This window comes from Microbacterium luteum, assembly GCF_015277875.1.
GTDB lineage: Bacteria > Actinomycetota > Actinomycetes > Actinomycetales > Microbacteriaceae > Microbacterium > Microbacterium luteum.
This window is the reverse complement of the sequence record NZ_CP063814.1, coordinates 1786640-1807477: the sequence shown is the minus strand read 5'-3', so window position 1 is coordinate 1807477 and position 20838 is coordinate 1786640. Positions and strand designations below refer to the sequence as shown.

The window sequence follows — 20838 nt, the reverse complement described above, 5'->3', positions numbered from 1 at the left end:
CATGAGCACCTACGATCAGATCGACTTCACGCCCCTGCTGACCCTCTCCGACGACGAGGTCGTCACGCACTCGCTCGTGCGCGACGTTCGCCTGCCCTCGGGCCGGACTCTTGCCCTCATCACGCTCGACAACGGGCGTGACCACAACCGTCCCAACACGCTCGGTCCCCGAACGCTCGTCGAGCTGAACGAGCGCCTCGACGAACTGAAGGACCGTGCGGCCTCCGGTCAGATCGATGCGGTCGCCGTGACCGGCAAGCAGTACATCCTGGCCGCCGGCGCCGACCTGTCCGACATCACTCTCGTCGGATCGCGGGAGAACGCCCGCAAGGTGGCGCAGCTCGGTCACCACGTGCTCGGCAAGCTCGCCGATCTCGGCGTTCCCTCCTTCACGTTCGTGAACGGGCTCGCGTTGGGCGGCGGCCTGGAGATCGCGCTCAACTCCACATATCGCACCGTCGATGCCTCGGCCGCCGCGATCGCCCTCCCCGAGGTCTTCCTCGGCATCATCCCGGGCTGGGGTGGGGCCTATCTCCTCCCCAACCTGATCGGTATCGAGAACGCGCTCGAGGTGGTCATCTCGAACCCGCTCAAGCAGAACCGGATGCTCAAGCCGGCGCAGGCGTTCGAGTTCGGCATCGTGGATGCGATCTTCCCCGCCGCGAACTACCTCGAAGACTCCCTGCGATGGGCTGACGGCGTGCTCGGCGGGTCGATCAAGGTGGAACGCCGGAACCAGCCCGGCAAGATCGAACGCCTCACCAAATGGCCGATCGCCGTCAAGATGGCACGGAACATGCTGGAGTCCAGGATCGGGACCGTCCCCGCGTCCCCGTACGTCGCCCTCGACCTCCTCGACCGCGCCAAGAGCGGCACGCGCGAGGAGGGCTTCGCCCGCGAGGACGAGGCCCTCGCAGAACTCGTCAGCGGCGACCAGTTCGCCGCGTCGATGTACGCGTTCGACCTGGTGCAGAAGCGCGCGAAGCGTCCCGTCGGTGCACCGGACAAGGGGCTCGCGAAGAAGGTCGGCAAGGTCGGCGTCATCGGCGCCGGCCTTATGGCGAGCCAATTCGCCCTCCTCTTCGTGCGCAAGCTCCAGGTCCCCGTGCTCATCACCGATCTCGATCAGGCGCGTGTCGACAAGGGCATCGCGTACATCCACGAGGAGATCGGCAAGCTCGAGTCCAAAGGGCGCCTCGACGCCGACGCAGCGAATCGCCTGCGTGCACTGGTGCGCGGAACCGTCGACACGTCCGAGTATGCGGACTGCGACTTCGTGATCGAGGCGGTGTTCGAGGAGGTCGGAGTCAAGCAGCAGGTCTTCGGCGAGATCGAGAAGATCATCGCGGACGACGCCATCCTCGCGACGAACACGTCGTCGCTCTCCGTGGAGGAGATCGGTTCCACGCTGGAGCATCCGGAACGCCTGGTGGGCTTCCACTTCTTCAACCCCGTCGCGGTCATGCCGCTGATCGAGATCGTGAAGACCCCGAAGACCGCCGACGAGGCACTCGCGACCGCGTTCGTCGTCGCCAAGGGGCTCGGGAAGAACGCGGTCCTCACCGCCGACGCTCCCGGCTTCGTGGTGAACCGCCTGCTGGCGAAGGTCATGGGCGAAGCAGCACGAGCCGTCTACGAGGGAACACCGCTGCTGACGGTCGAGAACGCCTTCCGTCCCCTCGGACTCCCGATGACACCGTTCCAGCTGATCGACCTCGTCGGATGGAAGGTCGCGGCCCACGTGCAGGACACGATGGCCACGGCTTTCCCCGACCGCTTCTACGCGTCGGAGAACTTCCACGAGCTCGCCGCGCTCGATCGCGTCGTCGAGAAGGACAAGGCCGGACGGGTCACCGGGTGGTCCAAGGATGCGGAGAAGGTCCTGAAGCGCGCCGTCGGCGACTCCCCGTCGACCGAGGACGAGATCCTCCGCCGGGTCCAGGACGGTCTGGCGCAGGAGATCTTCATCATGCTCGAGCAGGGCGTCGTCCCCGAGGTCGAGGACATCGACCTCTGTCTGATCCTCGGGGCAGGCTGGCCCTTCATCGATGGCGGCGCATCCCCGTACCTCGACCGCGAAGGAGCGTCCGAGCGCGTCTTCGGAGACAGCTTCCACCACCCGAAGATCGTCGGTATCGCCGGCTGAGATCACCGCGAAGAGCCCGCCGACCGTGCCAGGTCGGCGGGCTCTTCGTCTCAGTCCTCGTCGCTCCGGCCCGCGAGATCGGCGATGTCATCAGTCACGGGCTCGCCCGCGCCGCGGGCGATGGGCAGGCGTGTGCCGAGCACCTGGGCGACCACGTCCTGCGCGATCTTCGCGGCGGTGAGCCCGGCATCCCGCAGGATCTCCTCACGACCAGCGTGATCGATGAACTCGTCGGGGACCCCGAGCTCGTCCACCGCCGTATCGACCCCGGACTCGCGAAGCACCTGACGGACGCGCGTGCCGATGCCTCCGACGCGGATGCCGTCCTCGATCGTGATCACGAGCCGATGCGTCGCCGCGAGGTCGATCACCGAACGCTGCACCGGGATCGCCCACCGCGGGTCGATCACGGTCGAGCCGATCCCCTGCGCCCGCAGGCGCTCGGCGACCTCCACGGCGACGTGTGCCATCGGGCCGATCCCGACCAGCAGCACATCCTGCTCGTCGATGCGGGCGAGCACGTCGACGCCGTCCGGCAGCCGTTCGAGTGCAGGCAGGTCCGGCGCCACCGCGCCCTTGGGGAACCTGACCACGGTCGGCGCGTCCTCGACGGTCAGCGCTTCACGGAACTCCTCACGGAGGCGCTCCGCGTCCCGTGGCACGGCGATGCGGATGTGCGGAACGATCTGCAGCATCGCGAGATCCCAGATGCCGTGATGGCTGGGCCCGTCGGGGCCGGTCACCCCCGCCCGGTCCAGCACGAACGTCACACCCGCTCTGTGGAGTCCGACATCCATCAGCATCTGATCGAACGCCCGGTTCATGAAGGTCGCGTAGATGGCCACGACAGGGTGCAGCCCGCCGTAGGCGAGGCCGGCGGCCGAGGCGACGGCGTGCTGCTCGGCGATGCCGACGTCGTACACGCGATCGGGGAACCGCTGCGAGAACGGCAGCAGGCCGGTCGGCCGCAGCATGGCCGCGGTCATCGCGATGACGTCGTCGCGCTCGCCACCGACGTCGAGCAGCTCGCGGGAGAAGACATCGGTCCACGTTCCGCCGGCGCTGCCGATGGTCTCGCCGGTGATCGGATCGATCCTGCCGACCGCGTGGAACTGATCGGCTTCGTCTTCGACCGCGGGCCGGAACCCGCGTCCCTTCTCGGTGATCGCGTGCACGATGACCGGCGCGCCGAAGGCCTTCGCGAGTTCGAGGGTTTCCAGGAGCGCCTCGAGGTCGTGGCCGTCCACGGGACCGAGGTACTTGATGTCGAGGTTCGAGTACAGCGCGTCGTTGTTGACGAATCGCGAGAGGAATCCGTGCGTGCCGCCGCGAACACCCCGATACATGGCTCGCGCGGCCGGCCCGAGCCGTCCGAACAGACTGGCGGAGCCGTGCCGCAGCGACCGGTACGCGTCCGCCGTGCGCACCTTGTTCAGATAGCGCGCCATGCCGCCGATCGTGGGCGCGTACGAGCGGCCGTTGTCATTGACGACGATCACGAGGCGTCGGTCGTTGTCGTCGGAGATGTTGTTGAGCGCCTCCCAGGTCATTCCTCCGGTCAGCGATCCGTCGCCGACGATGGCGACGACGTGCCGGTCGTCCCGGCCGGTGCGGGTCAGCGCGCGGGAGATCCCGTCGGCCCAGCTCAGCGAGCTCGACGCGTGCGAGGACTCCACGACGTCGTGCTCGCTCTCCGCACGCTGCGGGTAGCCCGCGAGGCCGCCACGTGATCTCAAGCCGGCGAAGTCCTGCCTGCCGGTGAGCATCTTGTGGACGTAGGACTGATGGCCGGTGTCGAACACGAACGGATCCCGGGGCGAGTCGAAGACGCGATGAAGCGCGATGGTGAGTTCCACGACCCCGAGGTTCGGTCCCAGGTGTCCACCCGTGCGTGACACGTTCTCCACGAGGAAGGCGCGAACCTCCTCGGCCAGCTGCCGCAGCTGCGCGACGCTGAGTCGGTCGAGATCTCGTGGTCCTCTGATCGAGGGGAGAATCGCCATCGTGCCCTCTTCGTCGTCGTCCATGGCTCCGGCTCATCGGTTCGAGACGCCTGGCCGTCAGTCTATCCGCCGACAGGCGCAGACGGGTGAGGCCCCGGCTCGATCGAGCCGGGGCCTCACCTCCTGCGCAGGTCAGACGAGCGAGCGCAGCACGTACTGCAGGATGCCGCCGTTGCGGTAGTAGTCGGCCTCACCGGGAGTGTCGATCCGCACGGTCGCATCGAACTCGATCGTCTTCGCCCCGTCGGCCGAGAACTCACTCGGCTCGGCGGTGACACGCACGGTCTTGGGCGTCACCCCTTCGTTCAGCTTCTCGAGACCGGTGATCGAGATGATCTCGGTGCCGTCGAGACCGAGGGACTCCCAGCTCTCACCGGCCGGGAACTGCAGCGGCACGACACCCATTCCGATGAGGTTCGAGCGGTGGATGCGCTCGAAGCTCTCCGTGATGACCGCCTTGACGCCCAGCAGCCGGGTGCCCTTGGCCGCCCAGTCGCGCGACGAACCGGACCCGTACTCCTTGCCGCCGAACACCACGAGCGGCGTGCCCTGCGCCTGATAGTTCATGCTGGCGTCGTAGATGTACGACTGCGGCCCACCCGGCTGGGTGAAGTCCCGCGTGTAGCCGCCTTCGACGACCTGGCCGTCGTTGACCGCCGCGACGAGGGAGTTCTTGAGGCGGATGTTCGCGAACGTGCCACGGATCATCACCTCGTGGTTCCCCCGGCGCGAGCCGTACGAGTTGAAGTCCTTGCGCTCCACGCCGTGTTCGGTGAGGTACTCGGCCGCGGGGGTGCCGGGCTTGATGTTGCCCGCCGGACTGATGTGGTCTGTGGTGACGGAGTCGCCCAGGGTCGCCATGACCCGCGCGCCGGTGATGTCCTGCACCGGCGTCAGCTCCATCGTCATGTCGTCGAAGTACGGCGCCTTGCGGACGTACGTCGAGTCCTCGGCCCACTCGAACGTCGGGCCGCTGGGGGTCGGCAGGCTCTTCCAGCGCTCGTCGCCTTCGAACACCGTCGCGTACTGCTTGATGAACTGCTCACGGGAGATCGAGGAGTCGATGATCTCCTGCACTTCGTCCGTCGCCGGCCAGATGTCCGACAAGAAGACGTCGTTGCCGTCGCTGTCCGTGCCCAGCGGATCGCTCTCGAAGTCGAAGTTCATGGATCCGGCCAGCGCATAGGCGACCACGAGCGGCGGCGACGCGAGATAGTTCATCTTCACGTCGGGGCTGATGCGACCCTCGAAGTTACGGTTGCCCGAGAGCACCGCGGTCACCGCGAGATCGTTGTCGTTGATCGCCGTGGAGACCTCTTCGATGAGCGGACCCGAGTTGCCGATGCAGATCGTGCATCCGTAGCCGACCGTGTAGAACCCGAGGCCTTCGAGGGCCTTGTCCAACCCGGACTTCTCGTAGTAGTCCGTGACGACTTTCGAACCGGGCCCGAGGGTGGTCTTGACCCACGGCTTGCTCTTCAGGCCCTTGTCGAGCGCCTTCTTCGCGAGGAGCCCAGCGGCGATCATGACCGACGGGTTCGAGGTGTTGGTGCACGAGGTGATCGCCGCCAGCGCGACGGAGCCGTGGTCGAGCGTGAAGGACGCGCCGTCGGCGGTGGTCACCGGTGAGGGCTTGGAGGCGACCTTGGGCGCGTGCGAGCGGTGGTGGTGCTCGTGCTCGCTCTCGGAATCCTCCGGGCTCAGTCCGGGCGGGTCCGATGCGGGGAAGGACTCGGAGATCGTGAGGTCGACCAGATCGTGGTCGACGTCGGCGTAGTTGGTGAGATCCTTCTCGAACTGCTCCTTCGCCTCGGCCAGCAGGATGCGGTCCTGCGGACGCTTCGGGCCGGCGATGGACGGGACGACGGTCGACAGGTCGAGCTCCATGTACTCGCTGAAGGCGGGTTCGCGCGAGGGATCGTGCCACAGCGACTGCTGCTTCGCGTACTGCTCGACCAGCGAGACGGCCTGTTCGTCGCGACCCGTCAGCCGCAGGTAGTCCAGGGTCACATCGTCGACGGGGAACATCGCCGCCGTCGAGCCGAACTCCGGGCTCATGTTGCCGATCGTCGCACGGTTGGCCAGGGGAACCGATCCGACACCGTCGCCGTAGAACTCCACGAACTTCCCGACGACGCCGTGCTTGCGCAGCATGTCGGTGATCGTGAGCACGACGTCGGTGGCGGTGACGCCCGCGGGGATCTCTCCGGTGAGCTTGAAGCCGACGACGCGCGGAATGAGCATCGACACGGGCTGGCCGAGCATCGCGGCTTCGGCTTCGATGCCACCGACGCCCCAACCGAGCACGCCGAGGCCGTTCACCATCGTGGTGTGGGAGTCGGTGCCGACACACGTGTCGGGGTAGGCCCGCAGCACGCCGTCGACGCTGCGGTCGTAGATGACCTTCGCCAGGTGCTCGATGTTCACCTGGTGCACGATGCCGGTCCCCGGCGGCACGACCTTGAAGTCGTCGAAGGCGGTCTGGCCCCAGCGCAGGAACTGGTAGCGCTCGCCGTTGCGCTGATACTCGATCTCGACGTTGCGCTCCAGCGCGTTCTCGGAGCCGAAGAGGTCCGCGATGACGGAGTGGTCGATCACCATCTCGGCGGGCGAGAGCGGGTTGATCTTCTTCGGATCCCCTCCCAGAGCCGTCACGGCCTCGCGCATGGTGGCCAGGTCCACGATGCACGGCACACCGGTGAAGTCCTGCATGACCACGCGCGCCGGAGTGAACTGGATCTCCGTGTCGGGTTCCGCCTGAGGGTCCCATCCGCCCAGCGCTTCGATCTGCGCCTTCGTGACGTTGGCGCCGTCCTCGGTGCGCAGGAGGTTCTCCAGAAGCACCTTCAGGCTGAACGGCAGCTTCTCGTACCCGGGAACGGTGTCGATGCGGAAGATCTCGTAGTCGGTGCTGCCGACCGTCAGGGTGCTCTTGGCACCGAAGCTGTCAACTGTGGACACGTCCGTCTCCTTCGTCGCCGGCGGGCCCCGGGTATGGGACCGGCTTCCCCATCTTCGCCCCTCACGCGCGTGCGTGACCAGCAAGGCGGACCTTACTCAGGGGCACGTATTTATCTCGATGTCGAGATAAATACTATCACCGGACCGGCTGACGGTGGAGCGCTCGCACGGCCAACCAGGTGACAGCGAGCATCGGTGCGAACAGCGGCAGTCCCATGACGAGCTTCAGCGTTCCGAGCGCCGTCACCTCGCCGGCGAAGTAGAGCGGCAGCTGCACGGCCAGGCGCGCGGCGAACAGCGCCGCCCACGCGATCGCCAGCCAGAAATAGACGCGCCGCTTGCGTCGATCCTTGCGCCACGCGGTGCCTTCGCCGAGGAGGAACCCCGCGGCGAGTCCGATCAGCGACCACCCGGCCAGCGCCGAGATCAGCAGCGCCGAGCCGTAGACCGCATTGGTCACGAACCCCGGAACGAAGTTGTTGCTCGCATCTCCGGTGAGCAGAGCGAACGCCGCCGCGACCACGGCCGCGACGAGACCCCCCACCGCGGCCGTGACCGGCTGCCGGGCGAGCAGGCGCGCCGCCGTGAAGACAGCCGCCACACCGACCGACAGGCCGAGGGAGAGCCAGAGATGGCCGTCGCCGGAGTCCGGATCGATCGTGATGGTGAAGACCACGATGAACACCAGCCCCGGGAGCACCGATTCGAGGATGCCCCGCACACCGCCCATCGCCCGCCAGACGACGTGACCGGTCGACGCCTCCTCAGCGGGATCGATGCCCGCGCGCCGCGCAGCCTGCCCGAGGGCCGCCCCGATGGCGTCCGGTGCCGAAGGTCCCTTCGCGTCGGCCGACCCGGTCGCCGTCTTCTCCTGCGGCTCGGACTCGTCGGGCGCGGCGGTGCTCTCGCCGGTCACGCAGAACCCGGCGTGGCCGGCATCTTGAGGGGGATGAGGTCGCGCGGCGGCATCGGAGAGCCCCCTCGCACCACCACGATCGACCGGAACAGGTCCTCGACCTTCGCCGCCGCACCCGCGTCGGCGGCGCCGGCTCCCCCGATGACGCCGCGCAGGAACCAGCGCGGACCGTCGACACCGATGAATCGGGCGAGTCGCTTGCCCGTCGACCCGTCCGCCGCCGAAACCGGCACCTCGGCCAGCAGCTCGTGACCCAGCGGACCTTCGCGCTCCTCGACGCGACCGCCCTGGGTGCGTACCTGCTCACGGATCTGTTCCCGCGTCTCGTCCCACAGGCCGCTCGAGCGCGGCGCGGCGAAGGGCTGCACCTGGAGCGTCGATTCGGCGTAGTCCAGCCCGACGGCGACGATGCGCTTGGTCTGCTCCTCGACCTCCAGGCGCAGGTTCAGACCCTCCCGCGGCAGGATCTTGATGCCGCCCAGGTCGATGTACGGGCGGACCGGATTGGCCTCGCTGTCATCGAAGGGTCCCGAGGTCGCGCGGTCGACGGGAGTGGATTCGGTCATGAGGATGCTCCATCCTTCTGGTAGCCCGTCGAGCCGAAGCCGCCGTCGCCCCGGGTGCTGTCGGGCAATTCGTCCACCGGCACGAACCGCACCGGCGGGATCGGCATCACGATCAGCTGCGCGATGCGGTCGCCCTCCCGGATCGTGTAGGGCTCTCGTGGGTCGGTGTTCAGCAACGCGACCTTGACCTCGCCCCGGTAGCCGGCATCCACCGTGCCCGGCGCGTTCACCACCGTGATGCCGTGCTTCGACGCCAGGCCGCTGCGCGGAACGACGAATCCGACGTGACCGTCCGGAAGTGCGATGCGGACGCCGGTGCCGACCAGCGCGCGCTCACCGGGCTCGAGGCGCACCGCCTCGGCGGCCACCAGATCGGCTCCGGCATCGCCGGGGTGCGCGTAGAGCGGGGCCTCACGGGCCATAATGAGGACATCCACCGATTCGGTCACGCAACGAGGGTAATGCAGAACAGAGCTGTCGACGTCGGCGCGGAAGGCGCCGTGAACTATCGCGAGCGTCTGAGCCCGTCGCTGTGGAGCCTGGTCGCCGCCGCGCTCGCGGGGCCGATGGCAGCCCTCGTGTTCGTCCCTGTGGACACCACGCTCGCGCTCGCGGCGGGCGCCGTCGTCGGACTCGGATCCGTCGCGGTCTGGATCGTCCTGTCGCCCCGCATCGAGGTGACGGGCGGGCGCCTTCGCGCCGGCCGCGCGCACATCGACGCGTGCCATCTCGGCGCCCCCGTCGCACTCACCGGCGAGGATGCCCGCCAGGCCCGTGGCCCCGGTCTTCATCCGCGCGCGTGGCATCTGCTGCGCGGAGGCATCGACGGCGTCGTCGTGATCCCGATCGATGACCCCGACGATCCGGTTCCCGCGTGGTACCTCTCCTCGCGGACACCCGACCGCCTGGCCGCGGCGGTGCGGCGGGCCTCGGCTACGAGCACTCCGTGCAGATGAAGCCGATCGCCTCTTCGTGATCGACCTGCGAGCGGTGCTTGACGAGGAAGCAGCTCATGCAGGTGAACTCGTCCTGCTGCGGCGGGAGGACCACCACATCCAGCTCGAGATCGGACAGGTCGGCGCCCGGCAGTTCGAAGCCCGAGGGGTTGTCGGAGTCCTCGACGTCGACCGATCCCGACATCTTGTCGGGCACGCGCTCCTTGAGCGCTTCGATCGACTCGCTCTCGTCTTCGGACTTGCGCGGAGCGTCGTAATCAGTAGCCATTCGTGACGGTCTCTACTTCCCAGAAGATTGCTGTGTGCCCATCGGGGCGGCGTTAGTTTGCACGACCGCTCCGGATTTCGCAAATGCGGATCACGGCCGGCGCGCTCGGGGTCGAACTCGCGGCGCGCCCGCGATATTCCCGGCGCCGGCGAACCGCTGTGTCAGCATGGGCGACGTACGCCGAACCGGAGAGGCGATTGGCATGGAACAGCTCAGAGTGATCGGCACCGAAGACGACCGTCTCGTCGTCGCGACCGAGGCCGGAGATCGCTTCGCGCTCGCCCTCGACGACGTGCTGCGGGCCGAGCTCCGCCGCGTCAGACGCGAGTCGGATGCCCCCGAGAAGCGGGCGAGTCCGCGGGAGATCCAGTCGCACATCCGCGCCGGCCTGTCGACCAAGGAGGTCGCAGACCTGCTGGGGCTGCGTGTCGAAGATGTGCAGCGCTTCGAGCGTCCGGTGCTCGCCGAGCGCGAGCACATCGTCGGACAGGCTCTGGCCGTCCCCGTCCTGATGGGCTCCGAACTCGACCACGATGCGCACGTGAGCTTCGGCACCGCCGTGCGGGCGAAGCTCGCCGAGGCGGGTGCCGGCGGCGAGCGATGGACGAGCTGGAAGGAGCAGAGCGGATGGGTCGTGAAGCTCGAGTTCACCTCCGCGGGGATCGAGCACGACGCGCGATGGGGCTTCGATCCGCGGCGGTCCACCCTGTCGCCGCAGAACGGCGATGCCGTTCAGCTCTCCCGCCAGGGCTCGCTCCCCGAGGGGCTCATCCCGCGCCTCCGCGCGCTCGACAACGCCGGCAAGGACGAGTCACGCTTCGACAGCGGAGCGTTCGGCCCGCGCCGGGTGCCCGACGCCGAAGCCGAAGCCTCCGCGCCGGCGGCGTCGAGCACCCCGGCCACCGCGCAGGCCGTGCGTCAGGCCGCGACCAAGCGCGCAACCGACCCGGAGGTCACAACCTCGGCCGAGACCGCCGATCTCCTCGAGGCGCTGCGTCGACGCCGGGGGCAGCGGGAGCCGCTGCCCGAACCCGAAGACGACCGATCGGATCCGAACGCTCCCGTGGCACTCTTCGACGCCCTCGAGCCCGGCTATGAATCATCCGAGGACGAGCCCGTCGCATCCGACGACGAGATCGACGATCGCACGATCGTCATCGCCGAAGGAGCGGGGCGGCGCAAAGGCCGCACGTCGATGCCCTCGTGGGATGAGATCGTCTTCGGCGCGCGCACCGACGACTGATATGTGGTTCGTTCTGTCAAGTGGGCAGGGTGAAGCGCCGCCTGGCTGGCTGCCGGGCGGCGCTTCGTCGTTCGCGCGTGGGGGCGGGGTGTGCGGCGTGTTCTGTGACGCGTGGTCAGTCTGATATTCGCGGGTTGGTTACCGCAGGACCCTGTTTCGGCGAGAGCAGCCAGCGTGTCTGAGGTCGAGCGTGGCCGCTCGGTGCGGCTGCTCACAGTCGTTCCGCTGGTGCGCTCTTCACGCTGCATGCGTTCCCCGCGCCGGTGGTCGAGAACGAGTCTGGGGCTGTCAGGTCATGACGGCCAGGGACCAGCACCAGCCCGCGAGCTCACGGGCGATCGCGGTGGTCGCGACGGTGTGCTTCTTCTTGTGCGCGTCGAGCACAATCCAGCGGTGGTGCAGACGCCGGTTCCCGGCGTCGCCGCGAGCCGCGGCCGCGGCGGGTGCGGCCGCCCACCGGTCCTTCATGATCTTCCCGGGTCGGTAGACGGGCTTGTGGTGCCAGGCGGATTCGATCAGCAGCCGGCGGGCGTGCGTGTTCCCGGTCTTCGTGATGGCACCCTGCGACCGGGATCCACCGGAGGAGTGCTCGGAGGGCACCAGGCCGAGATACGACGCGATGGTGCGACCGGTGAAGCGGTCCCAGTCGCCGATCTCGGCCGCGAGAGCGAACCCGGTCAGCGTGGAGATGCCGCGCAGGCAGCACAGTCTGTTCGTCACAGCGGTGAACGGGGAGTCCGTCGCCATCGCGGCGATGTCCCGGTCCAGCCGGTCCCGGCGGGCGAGGATACTGTTCACGGCGTCATAGCCGGCGTCGAACGCCGCAAGGGTGCCGGGCCCGGCGCCATCGAGACCCTCGCGCCGCATCTGCCGCAACCACGCGTCGTGAGCCCCGGTCCAGGCTCGGTCCTTGGCATAGACAAGACCGCGGCGAAGAAGCAACTTGCCCACCCGGTGTCGGGCGGCCAGCAAATCCGTGCGCGCGTCATCGCGGGCGCGGACCAGGTCCCTGGCCGCTTCCTCGGCCTGCGTCGGGACACGCACCGCGACCAGCTCGTCCATCTTCAGCAGTCGGGCCAGCAACACTGCGTCCCGGGCGTCGGTCTTGATCCGGTCGCCGGTCGGTCGGATGATCTTCGACGGCGCCGCGACCGTCACCGCAATCCCTGCCGCCTCGAGCTTCCGAGCCAGCCCGAAACCGGTCGGCCCAGCCTCGTATCCGGCGTGCACCGGACCCAGCCGGGCCGAGACCTGCATCACCCACGCGAGGACATCCGCAGCCCCGGCGGGCAGCCGCGCCTCGATCACCTCACCGGTCAACGTGTCGATCGCCGCCGCTCGCACGCTCCGCGCGTGCACATCCAAACCAATAGCCGTACGCTCGTTGAACACCAGGGCCTCCGCTGCATGTCGGCATCCCAAGGCCACTCCTCGGGATGATCCACGAATCTGCACCGCGAGGCCCTGGGCCTACAAGAGCATCAGCACCCCGCCCTCATAGGGTCTGACCTCATCGGGCGAAGGCTCCGAGTCGGATGAGGGGGACGGTGCGTTCCTCCGACGTCAGCGATCCGTGCTGACCGACCATCTTCTGCGACGACGTGTCCGTGACCCGATCGTCGTAGTAGGCAATGCTCTGTCGCGCCGCGACGAGGACGTCGCCGATCCGGGGCCGAACGACGTCGTCGACCGTCCCGAACAGTCCTGCTGCGATCGCCTCATCGCGTGTGAGCACCCACGACCGGGATGACTCGGACGACCTCCACCTCTCCGCGAGGTGATCCGCCGCGCCGCTCTCCGCATACAGATGCACCATCCTCGGCTCGCCACCGACGTGCCGCAGTCCTTCGGTGAGAGCCCCCTCACCGAACAGCACGTGTCGGTGACGGGGCACGTCGATCATGCCGTGGTCGGAGGTGACGACCAGACCGGTGTCGGGTCGGAGCCGTCGAGCCATTCTCACCACGGCCGCATCCACGCGCTCGAGCATCGCCGACCACTCGTCCGACTCCCAGCCCGCGCGGTGGCCGACGACATCGAGGTCGGGGGCGTAGAGGTAGACGAGTGCACCGGGGTTTCGGCCGGCGACGTCCGCGGCGAGGTCCACCCTCTCGTCGAGGTCGTCGACGCCGATGACCTCCGCACCACGCGTTGTCGACTGCGTGAAACCGGTCGTCGCGTACTCGGCGCGGGTGACGACGAAACACGCGCGCCCGGACGCGGACTCGCGCTCGAGAATCGGACGCGCCCGCTGCCAGTCCGCGGGCAGGTCGTCCTGCTCCCAGCCGCGCAGCTGGTTCGCGATGCGGTCTGCACCGGGAACCAAGGCGCGGTAGCCGACCATGCCGCTCCTGCCCGGAGGCTCGCCCGTCAGCAGCGCTGTCAGAGCGGCCGCCGTCGTGGAGGGGAACACCGTCTGCGCAACATCCCGTCGCCCCGTGGCCGCGGCGAGGAAACGCGCATGCCCCGCCCGCGCCGTGAGGTTCGCGGCACCGAGACCGTCCAGGAGGAAGATCACGACGCTGCGCGCCGGCGCGAACCACGTCGACTCCCCCGCCATGGCGGCGATCGACTCCGGCAGCACTCCGGTGAGGCTCCGTGCGCGCGGCGACGGGCCGGGTAGGCTCGTGGACATCCCGGCCAGTCTCCCACACGGGTGAAACGGCCATCGATCGTCCCCTCCACGAGGCCCTCACCCTTCATGCCCCGCACCGACTCCGCACCGCAGCCCGAAGAACGCATCGAAGACGTCGACGTCTCCGCAGAGATGCAGGGGTCTTTCCTCGAGTACGCGTACTCGGTGATCTACTCGCGCGCGCTCCCGGATGCGCGGGACGGACTCAAGCCGGTGCAGCGGCGCATTCTCTACCAGATGGCCGAACTCGGACTGCGACCGGACCGCGGGCACGTCAAGAGCGCGCGTGTCGTCGGCGAGGTGATGGGAAAGCTGCACCCGCACGGCGACGCCGCGATCTACGACGCTCTCGTGCGCCTGGCACAGCCCTTCTCCCTGCGCGTTCCCCTCGTCGACGGCCACGGCAACTTCGGCTCCCTCGACGACGGCCCCGCCGCCGCGCGCTATACGGAAGCCCGCCTCGCGCCGGCCGCGCTCGCCCTCACCGAGCACCTCGACGAAGACGTCGTGGACTTCATCCCGAACTACGACGGCCAGTTCCAGCAGCCCGAGGTCCTGCCGGCGGCCTTCCCCAACCTCCTCGTCAACGGCGCTTCCGGCATCGCCGTGGGCATGGCCACGAACATGGCCCCCCACAACCTCATCGAGGTCGTGGCCGCGGCGACGCATCTGCTGGAGAACCCCGACGCGACGGTCGACGAACTGATGGAATTCGTTCCGGGTCCCGACCTCCCGTCCGGCGGGATCATCGTCGGGCTCGACGGGATCAAGGACGCCTACACGAATGGCCGCGGCTCGTTCCGCACGCGTGCGAAGACCTCCATCGAGCCGGTCGGCCCGCGCCGTACCGGCATCGTCGTCACCGAGCTTCCCTACCTCGTCGGTCCCGAACGCGTCATCGAGAAGATCAAGGATGCCGTCACCGCGAAGAAGCTGCAGGGCATCGCCGACGTGAACGACCTCACCGACCGTCGGCACGGGCTGCGGCTGGTCATCGGCATCAAGACCGGGTTCGACCCCAAGGCCGTGCTCGAGCAGCTCTACCGACTGACCCCTCTCGAGGACAACTTCAGCTTCAACAACGTCGCACTCGTCGAGGGACAGCCTCAGACGCTCGGGCTCCGCGACCTGCTCCGCGTCTACCTCGAGCATCGCATCTCGGTGGTCACGCGCCGCAGCCGCTACCGGCTGGAGCGCAAGAGGGAGCGCCTGCACCTCGTGGAGGGGCTGCTCATCGCGATCCTCGACATCGACGAGGTCATCCAGGTCATCCGCACCTCCGATGACGGCGACCAGGCTCGCACCCGGCTCATCGACGTCTTCGACCTCTCTCAGCCACAGGCGGAGTACATCCTCGAACTGCGCCTGCGTCGGCTCACCAAGTTCAGCCGCATCGAACTGGAGGGCGAGCGGGACCAGCTGAAGACCGACATCGCCGCCCTCGAGGCGCTGCTGGCCAGCGACGCCCTGCTCCGCGCCCAGGTCGCCAGAAAGCTCCAGACCGCCGCCGACATGTTCGGCACCCCGCGGCGCACGATGCTGCTGAACGGCGGGACCGTGCAGCCGCGTTCGCGGAAGGCCGCTCCCGCCGATCTGCAGATCGCGGACACGCCCTGCCGCGTCTTTCTGTCGACGACCGGCCGCATGGTGCGGGCCGATCTCGATCCCGAGGTCGGCGGCGGGGGTCTCGTCGCCCCCACCCGTCGGTCCTCGCACGATGCCGTTCGCTCCGGAGTCGACGCCACGACCCGTGGCGACGTCGGCGCGGTGACCTCCCTCGGTCGACTGGTGCGGTTCTCCCCCGTCGACCTGCCCTCCGTCCCCGGGAATTCCGTCGCTCTCGCCGCCGGCGCACGCGTCGATCAGTATCTGCCGCTCGGAAAGGACGAGAAGGTCGTGGCGCTCGTGTCGCTCGCCGACGACCCGCCCCTGGCCCTCGGCACGGCCGCCGGGATCGTCAAGCGCGTCTCGGCCGCCGAGATCGCCGCGAAGCCCGACGTGGAGATCATCGCCCTGAAGGACGGAGATCGCGTCATCGGCGCCTCGGCCGCCCCTGATGGGTCGGAGCTCGTCTTCGTGACCACCGATGCGCAGCTGCTGCGATTCGAGGCCTCCAGCGTGCGGCCCCAGGGACGCTCCGCAGGCGGGATGTCCGGCATCCGTCTCGCCGACGGACAGCGCGCCATCTTCTTCGGCGTCGTCGCTGCGACGACGGAGACCGTCGTCGTCACCGTCGCCGGCAGCGCCGACGCCCTCGCCGGTGCCGACGCCGGCTCCGCCAAGGTCTCGGCCTTCACGGAGTTCCCCGCGAAGGGCCGGGCGACCGGCGGAGTGCGTTCGCAGCGCTTCGTGCGCGGTGAGGATGCGTTGACCCTCGCGTGGGTCGGTGACGATCCGCGCGCGGTGGGACCCGAGGGGGCGACACGCGCGCTGCCGCCGTCGGGAGCGAAGCGAGACGGCTCCGGCACGCCGCTCGATGCCGCCGTCGGGTCCATCGGGACGGGCGTTCGCTGAACCGTCCGCGCCGGCGCCGAGCCCTGCGTCAGGCGTCGATGCGCTCGCGTCCCAGCCGATCGCTGGATTCCACGATGAACTCTCGGCGGGGGGCGACCTCGTTTCCCATGAGGAGTTCGAACACGGCGGCCGCCGCTTCCGCGTCGGTCAGCTGCACACGTCGGAGCATGCGTCCGGATCGATCCATGGTCGTCGACGCCAGCTGCTCCGCATCCATCTCGCCGAGGCCCTTGTAGCGCTGGATCGGCTCCTGCCACTTCTTCCCCGCTTTGCGCAGCTTCGCCAGCAGCGCGTGCAGCTCCTTCTCGGAGTAGGTGTAGATCGTCTCGTTCGGCTTCGACCCGGGATGCTGCACCACGACGCGGTGCAGCGGCGGAACCGCGGCGAAGACGCGTCCCTCCTCGATGAGCGGGCGCATGTAGCGGAAGAAGAGCGTCAGCAGAAGCGTGCGGATGTGCGCACCGTCGACGTCGGCGTCGCTCATGAGGATGATCTTTCCGTAGCGCGCGACGGAAAGATCGAACGATCGGCCCGAGCCGGCGCCGATGACCTGGATGATCGAGGCGCACTCGGCGTTGGAGAGCATGTCGCTGACCGACGCCTTCTGGACGTTCAGGATCTTGCCGCGGATCGGCAGAAGCGCCTGGTACTCGCTGTTGCGCGCCAACTTGGCTGTCCCCAGAGCCGAGTCGCCCTCGACGATGAACAGTTCCGAGTCATTCACGTCGTTGCTGCGGCAGTCCACCAGCTTCGCGGGGAGCGAGGAGGACTCGAGCGCGTTCTTCCGGCGCTGCGTCTCCTTGTGCGTGCGGGCCGAGATGCGCGCCTTCATCTCGGAGACGATCTTCTCCATGAGCTGCGATGTCTGCGACTTGTCATCCCGCTTGGTGGACGCGAAGCGCTCCCGCAGCCCCTTGCTCACCACGCTCGAGACGATCTGGCGCACGGCCGGGGTTCCGAGCACCTCCTTGGTCTGCCCCTCGAACTGCGGTTCGGGCAGGCGTACGGTCAGGACGACCGTGAGGCCGGCGAGGATGTCGTCCTTCTCGAGCTTGTCGTTGCCCACTTTCAGACGACGGGCGTTGGCCTCGATCTGAGCCCGCACGACCTTCAGCAGGCCCTGCTCGAAGCCCTGCTGATGCGTGCCGCCCTTCGGCGTGGCGATGATGTTCACGAAGCTGCGCCCGACGGTCTCGTAGCCGGTGCCCCAGCGCACCGCGACGTCGACCTCGCACGTGCGCTCGACCTCGGTCGGCACCATGGCTCCGGTCGGCTGCAGGACGGGGACCGTCTCGGTGAAGGTTCCTTCTCCCTGAAGGCGCCACGTATCGGTCACGGGCGCGTCCGGGGCGAGGAACTCCGCGAACTCCGAGATGCCGCCGTCGTATCGAAAGCTCGTCTCTCGCGGCTCCTCGCCGCGCTGATCACGGATGACGATCTCGAGGCCCGGCACGAGGAAGGCGGTCTGCCGCGCGCGCTGCTCCAGCTCCTCGACAGCGAAGGTGGCATCCTTCGTGAAGATCTGGGTGTCGGCCCAATAGCGGATCCGGGTTCCTGTGACCCCCTTGGGCGCCTTGCCGACGTGACGAAGCCGGCTGCTCTGCTCGTAAGGCGAGAAGGCGCTGTCGGGGGAATCGCCGGCGAACTCCCCCGGCTCGCCGCGATGAAAGGACATGGCCCACGTCTTTCCGCCACGGTCCACCTCGACATCGAGTCGCTCCGACAGGGCGTTCACGACAGACGCGCCGACCCCGTGCAGACCCCCCGAGGACGCATACGAGCCGCCCCCGAACTTGCCTCCGGCGTGGAGCTTCGTGAAGACGACCTCGACGCCGGAGAGCCCGGTCCGCGGTTCCGCGTCGACCGGGATGCCGCGCGCCCGGTCGACCACCTCCACGCTGCCGTCGCGATGGAGGATCACGTCGATCCGCTCGCCGTGACCGCCGAGGGCCTCGTCGACGGAGTTGTCGATGATCTCCCACAGGCAATGCATCAGACCGCGCGAATCGGTGGAGCCGATGTACATCCCGGGGCGTTTCCGCACCGCTTCGAGGCCTTCGAGAACCTGCAGGTGGTGGGCGGAGTACTCGGCAGTCACAGCGTCCAAGGATATCCCCGGCACCACCGCGCGCCGGGGTGACACACGAGCGAACCCGCGTCCGTACGCGGTGAGCGAACTGTGACCTTCTCGCGGCATTCTCGAAACAAAGCCGTGGTTGTCTTATACGACACGATCGATCGACCGTTCGAGGAGGGACCGACATGAGCTCGATTTCGACACCCACCGACCCGGCCGCCGTCCTCGACTACCGTCTGACGGCGGCGGACCGATGCGACTCCTGCGGAGCGCAGGCCTATATCGCCGCAGAGGTCAACGGCAGCGAACTGCTGTTCTGCGCGCACCACGGGCGCAAGTACGAGGACAAGCTGCGCGAAGTCGCCACGTCATGGCACGACGAGACAGCGCGCCTCGTCGACGAGGACTGACGAAGCCCGCGCGACGCCGTCCGGGATCAGCCCGCTCAGGCCGGGCGGACGATTCCGAGCGGCGTCGACTGGTGCCCCTGTCCGAGCGGATTGTCGGACAAGATCGCCACCAGGCGCCGCTCCTCGTCGCGAGACAACGTGGAGCCGAGGACGTTGCCACCGATGTCGTTGATGTCGACCACCGCGACCTGCGCGGGGATCCCCAGCAGACCCTGCAGCTGGACGGCGACGTCGCCAGGTCGCTCTGGGCCGAGGACGACCGCCCTGTTGTAGGGCGGGATCGTCCCGGGGGTCGGACCGTCGATCGCGCGTGCCTTATCGCCGGCGATGCGATAGAAATCGCCGCGACGTCCGATGAGCTTCGTCACCGCTGAGACGCCCGCCGCAAACAGGATGCGCAGGGTTCCGCATTCTCGGAGCGCCATCTCCATGGTTTCCGGCATGCCCAGGCCGATGCCGTACGGCGTCCGCACGACGAACCGCGACAAGAGACGCGCGAGCCGGCGCGGCCTGATCTCCTCGAGGGGGTAGGACCGCCCCTGGGTGATCGCCACGATCTTCTCGGTGACGAAGAGGATGTCGCCCTCGCGCACCACGCCCGCCGCATACTCGCGGATGAACTCCTCGAGATCATCGCCGGGCATCACGACGCGCGTGCGAATCGGGATGCGGGCGAAGGCCTCCCCGTCGATCGTGGTCGTGAGGGCCTTGCCGTCGTTCGGCGCGTCGCTCACTCGAGGTAGTCCCGCAGCGACTGCGAGCGCGAGGGGTGACGCAGCTTGGCCATCGTCTTGGATTCGATCTGGCGGATGCGCTCACGCGTGACACCGAAGGTGTCGCCGATCTGATCCAGCGTCTTGGGCTGTCCGTCACCCAGGCCGAAGCGCATGCGGATCACACCCGCCTCGCGCTCCGAGAGCGAGTCCAGCAGCGACTCCAGCTGACGCTGCAGCATCGTGAAGCCGACCGCGTCAGCGGGGACGACCGCCTCGGTGTCCTCGATGAGGTCACCGAATTCGCTGTCACCATCTTCGCCGAGCGGGGTGTGCAGCGAGATCGGCTCGCGGCCGTACTTCTGCACCTCGATGACCTTCTCCGGGGTCATGTCCAACTCCTTGGAGAGCTCTTCCGGAGTCGGCTCGCGGCCGAGGTCCTGCAGCATCTGGCGCTGCACTCGCGCGAGCTTGTTGATGACCTCCACCATGTGGACGGGGATGCGGATCGTGCGGGCCTGGTCGGCCATGGCTCGAGTGATCGCCTGACGGATCCACCACGTCGCGTAGGTGGAGAACTTGAAGCCCTTGGTGTAATCGAACTTCTCCACCGCGCGGATGAGACCGAGGTTCCCCTCCTGGATCAGATCCAGGAACTGCATGCCTCGACCCGTGTAGCGCTTGGCGAGCGACACGACCAGGCGGAGGTTTGCACCCAGCAGGTGGCTCTTGGCGCGCTGCCCGTCGCGGGCGACCCATTGCAGGTCGAGCCCGAGCTGCGAGGACTTCTCGGCCGCCGACATGTTCGACAGCTTCTCCTCCGCGAACAGGCCGGCCTCGATCCGCATCGCCAGCTCGACCTCTTCGGCCGCGTTCAGGAGCGGGACCTTGCCGATCTGCTTCAGGTAGTCCTTGACGGGATCCGCTGTCGCGCCGGTGATCTGCGTGGAGTAGATCGGCACGTCTTCGTCGTCGTTCGACGAGATGACGATGGCGCCGGTGGGCAGCGGCTCTGCGGCACTCTTCTTGGCTTCCGAGGCGCCGTCCGAGCCCTTCTTGCCGGACTTCGCGTCGCCCTCATCGCCGTCGTCGTCGGCGTCGTCCTCCGCCGAGGTGTCGTCGCCGTCCTCGATGTCCTCGGCGTCGACCTCGTCGTCGTCGATCTCATCGTCGTTGTCGACGGACTTCGACGAGGCCGTCTTCGAGGCGTTCTTCGCGGAGCGGCTGCCGGACTTCTTGGCGGTCGCCTTCGTCGCCGGCTTCTTCGCGGGCGTCTCCTCGACGATCTCTTCGGCCTCGGTGTCCTTCGCTCGCGTTGCGCGGGTGCTGGTCTTCGTGCCTGTGGTCACGTTTCGCCTTTCACCGGCGGACGCGTGTCGACGCCCCCCGGTCGATTTCGGACACTAGTAAGACCCTTGTCAAGTCCCGCA

At 68.2% G+C, this 20838-nt stretch carries 16 protein-coding genes; 5 read left to right on the top strand and 11 right to left on the bottom strand.

Features of this window, described 5'->3' with window-relative positions; all coding sequences use genetic code 11:
• Position 1: 1 nt before the first annotated feature.
• Positions 2–2146 (top strand): 3-hydroxyacyl-CoA dehydrogenase NAD-binding domain-containing protein, encoded by a 2145-nt coding sequence (locus IM777_RS09050; RefSeq protein ID WP_194383124.1) that lies wholly within the window; start codon positions 2–4, stop codon positions 2144–2146.
• Positions 2147–2196: 50 nt separating this feature from the next.
• On the opposite strand, the gene dxs is transcribed toward IM777_RS09050, so the two are convergent.
• The 5 genes from dxs to dut form a co-directional block, all read right to left on the bottom strand.
• The gene (gene dxs, locus IM777_RS09045; protein ID WP_071043730.1) at positions 2197–4149 is read right to left on the bottom strand and encodes a 1-deoxy-D-xylulose-5-phosphate synthase; all 1953 of its coding nucleotides are present in this window, start codon (positions 4147–4149) and stop codon (positions 2197–2199) included.
• A gap of 132 nt (positions 4150–4281) precedes the next feature.
• Positions 4282–7110 (bottom strand): aconitate hydratase AcnA, encoded by a 2829-nt coding sequence (gene acnA, locus IM777_RS09040; RefSeq protein ID WP_071043454.1) that lies wholly within the window; start codon positions 7108–7110, stop codon positions 4282–4284.
• A gap of 136 nt (positions 7111–7246) precedes the next feature.
• On the bottom strand, positions 7247–7927 hold the full coding sequence (locus IM777_RS09035) for a DUF3159 domain-containing protein (RefSeq protein ID WP_228481082.1): 681 nt from the start codon (positions 7925–7927) through the stop codon (positions 7247–7249).
• A 95-nt stretch (positions 7928–8022) separates the two neighbouring features.
• Entirely contained in the window at positions 8023–8592 is a 570-nt protein-coding gene (locus tag IM777_RS09030) for a DUF3710 domain-containing protein (protein WP_071043452.1), read from the bottom strand.
• Positions 8589–9041 carry a dUTP diphosphatase gene (gene dut, locus IM777_RS09025; protein ID WP_071043451.1) on the bottom strand — a complete coding sequence of 151 codons (453 nt, stop codon included), beginning with the start codon at positions 9039–9041 and terminating at the stop codon, positions 8589–8591. The genes IM777_RS09030 and dut overlap by 4 nt, the downstream gene beginning before the upstream one ends.
• 12 nt (positions 9042–9053) lie before the next feature.
• On the opposite strand from dut, the gene IM777_RS09020 reads away from it, so the two are divergent.
• Complete coding sequence (locus IM777_RS09020) at positions 9054–9548, top strand: DUF3093 family protein (protein ID WP_071043450.1); 495 nt, start codon at positions 9054–9056, stop codon at positions 9546–9548.
• On the opposite strand, the gene IM777_RS09015 is transcribed toward IM777_RS09020, so the two are convergent.
• Positions 9526–9816: a DUF4193 domain-containing protein gene (locus IM777_RS09015; RefSeq protein WP_071043449.1), complete on the bottom strand. Its 291-nt coding sequence runs from the start codon at positions 9814–9816 to the stop codon at positions 9526–9528. The two genes, IM777_RS09020 and IM777_RS09015, sit on opposite strands and share 23 nt — an antisense overlap.
• Positions 9817–10018: 202 nt before the next feature.
• Here IM777_RS09015 and sepH point away from each other — a divergent pair, with 202 nt between their 5' ends.
• Positions 10019–11059, top strand: coding sequence for a septation protein SepH (sepH, locus tag IM777_RS09010; protein ID WP_071043448.1), 1041 nt, complete (start codon positions 10019–10021; stop codon positions 11057–11059).
• 288 nt (positions 11060–11347) lie between these two features.
• Here sepH and IM777_RS09005 read toward each other — a convergent pair whose 3' ends face one another.
• Both IM777_RS09005 and IM777_RS09000 read right to left on the bottom strand, forming a co-directional pair.
• On the bottom strand, positions 11348–12451 hold the full coding sequence (locus tag IM777_RS09005) for an IS110 family RNA-guided transposase (RefSeq protein WP_194383122.1): 1104 nt from the start codon (positions 12449–12451) through the stop codon (positions 11348–11350).
• Between the two features lie 118 nt (positions 12452–12569).
• On the bottom strand, positions 12570–13694 hold the full coding sequence (locus IM777_RS09000) for an alkaline phosphatase family protein (RefSeq protein ID WP_071043447.1): 1125 nt from the start codon (positions 13692–13694) through the stop codon (positions 12570–12572).
• Between the two features lie 66 nt (positions 13695–13760).
• On the opposite strand from IM777_RS09000, the gene IM777_RS08995 reads away from it, so the two are divergent.
• Positions 13761–16208 (top strand): DNA gyrase/topoisomerase IV subunit A, encoded by a 2448-nt coding sequence (locus tag IM777_RS08995; protein WP_194383121.1) that lies wholly within the window; start codon positions 13761–13763, stop codon positions 16206–16208.
• 28 nt (positions 16209–16236) lie between these two features.
• On the opposite strand, the gene IM777_RS08990 is transcribed toward IM777_RS08995, so the two are convergent.
• Complete coding sequence (locus IM777_RS08990; protein ID WP_228480741.1) at positions 16237–18306, bottom strand: DNA gyrase/topoisomerase IV subunit B; 2070 nt, start codon at positions 18304–18306, stop codon at positions 16237–16239.
• 164 nt (positions 18307–18470) lie between these two features.
• On the opposite strand from IM777_RS08990, the gene IM777_RS08985 reads away from it, so the two are divergent.
• Positions 18471–18695, top strand: coding sequence for a DUF7455 domain-containing protein (locus tag IM777_RS08985; protein WP_071043444.1), 225 nt, complete (start codon positions 18471–18473; stop codon positions 18693–18695).
• Between the two features lie 35 nt (positions 18696–18730).
• On the opposite strand, the gene IM777_RS08980 is transcribed toward IM777_RS08985, so the two are convergent.
• Both IM777_RS08980 and IM777_RS08975 read right to left on the bottom strand, forming a co-directional pair.
• Positions 18731–19429: a coenzyme F420-0:L-glutamate ligase gene (locus IM777_RS08980; protein ID WP_194383119.1), complete on the bottom strand. Its 699-nt coding sequence runs from the start codon at positions 19427–19429 to the stop codon at positions 18731–18733.
• Positions 19426–20757 carry an RNA polymerase sigma factor gene (locus IM777_RS08975; protein ID WP_194383118.1) on the bottom strand — a complete coding sequence of 444 codons (1332 nt, stop codon included), beginning with the start codon at positions 20755–20757 and terminating at the stop codon, positions 19426–19428. Before IM777_RS08975 ends, IM777_RS08980 begins: the two co-directional genes overlap by 4 nt.
• Positions 20758–20838: the final 81 nt, after the last annotated feature.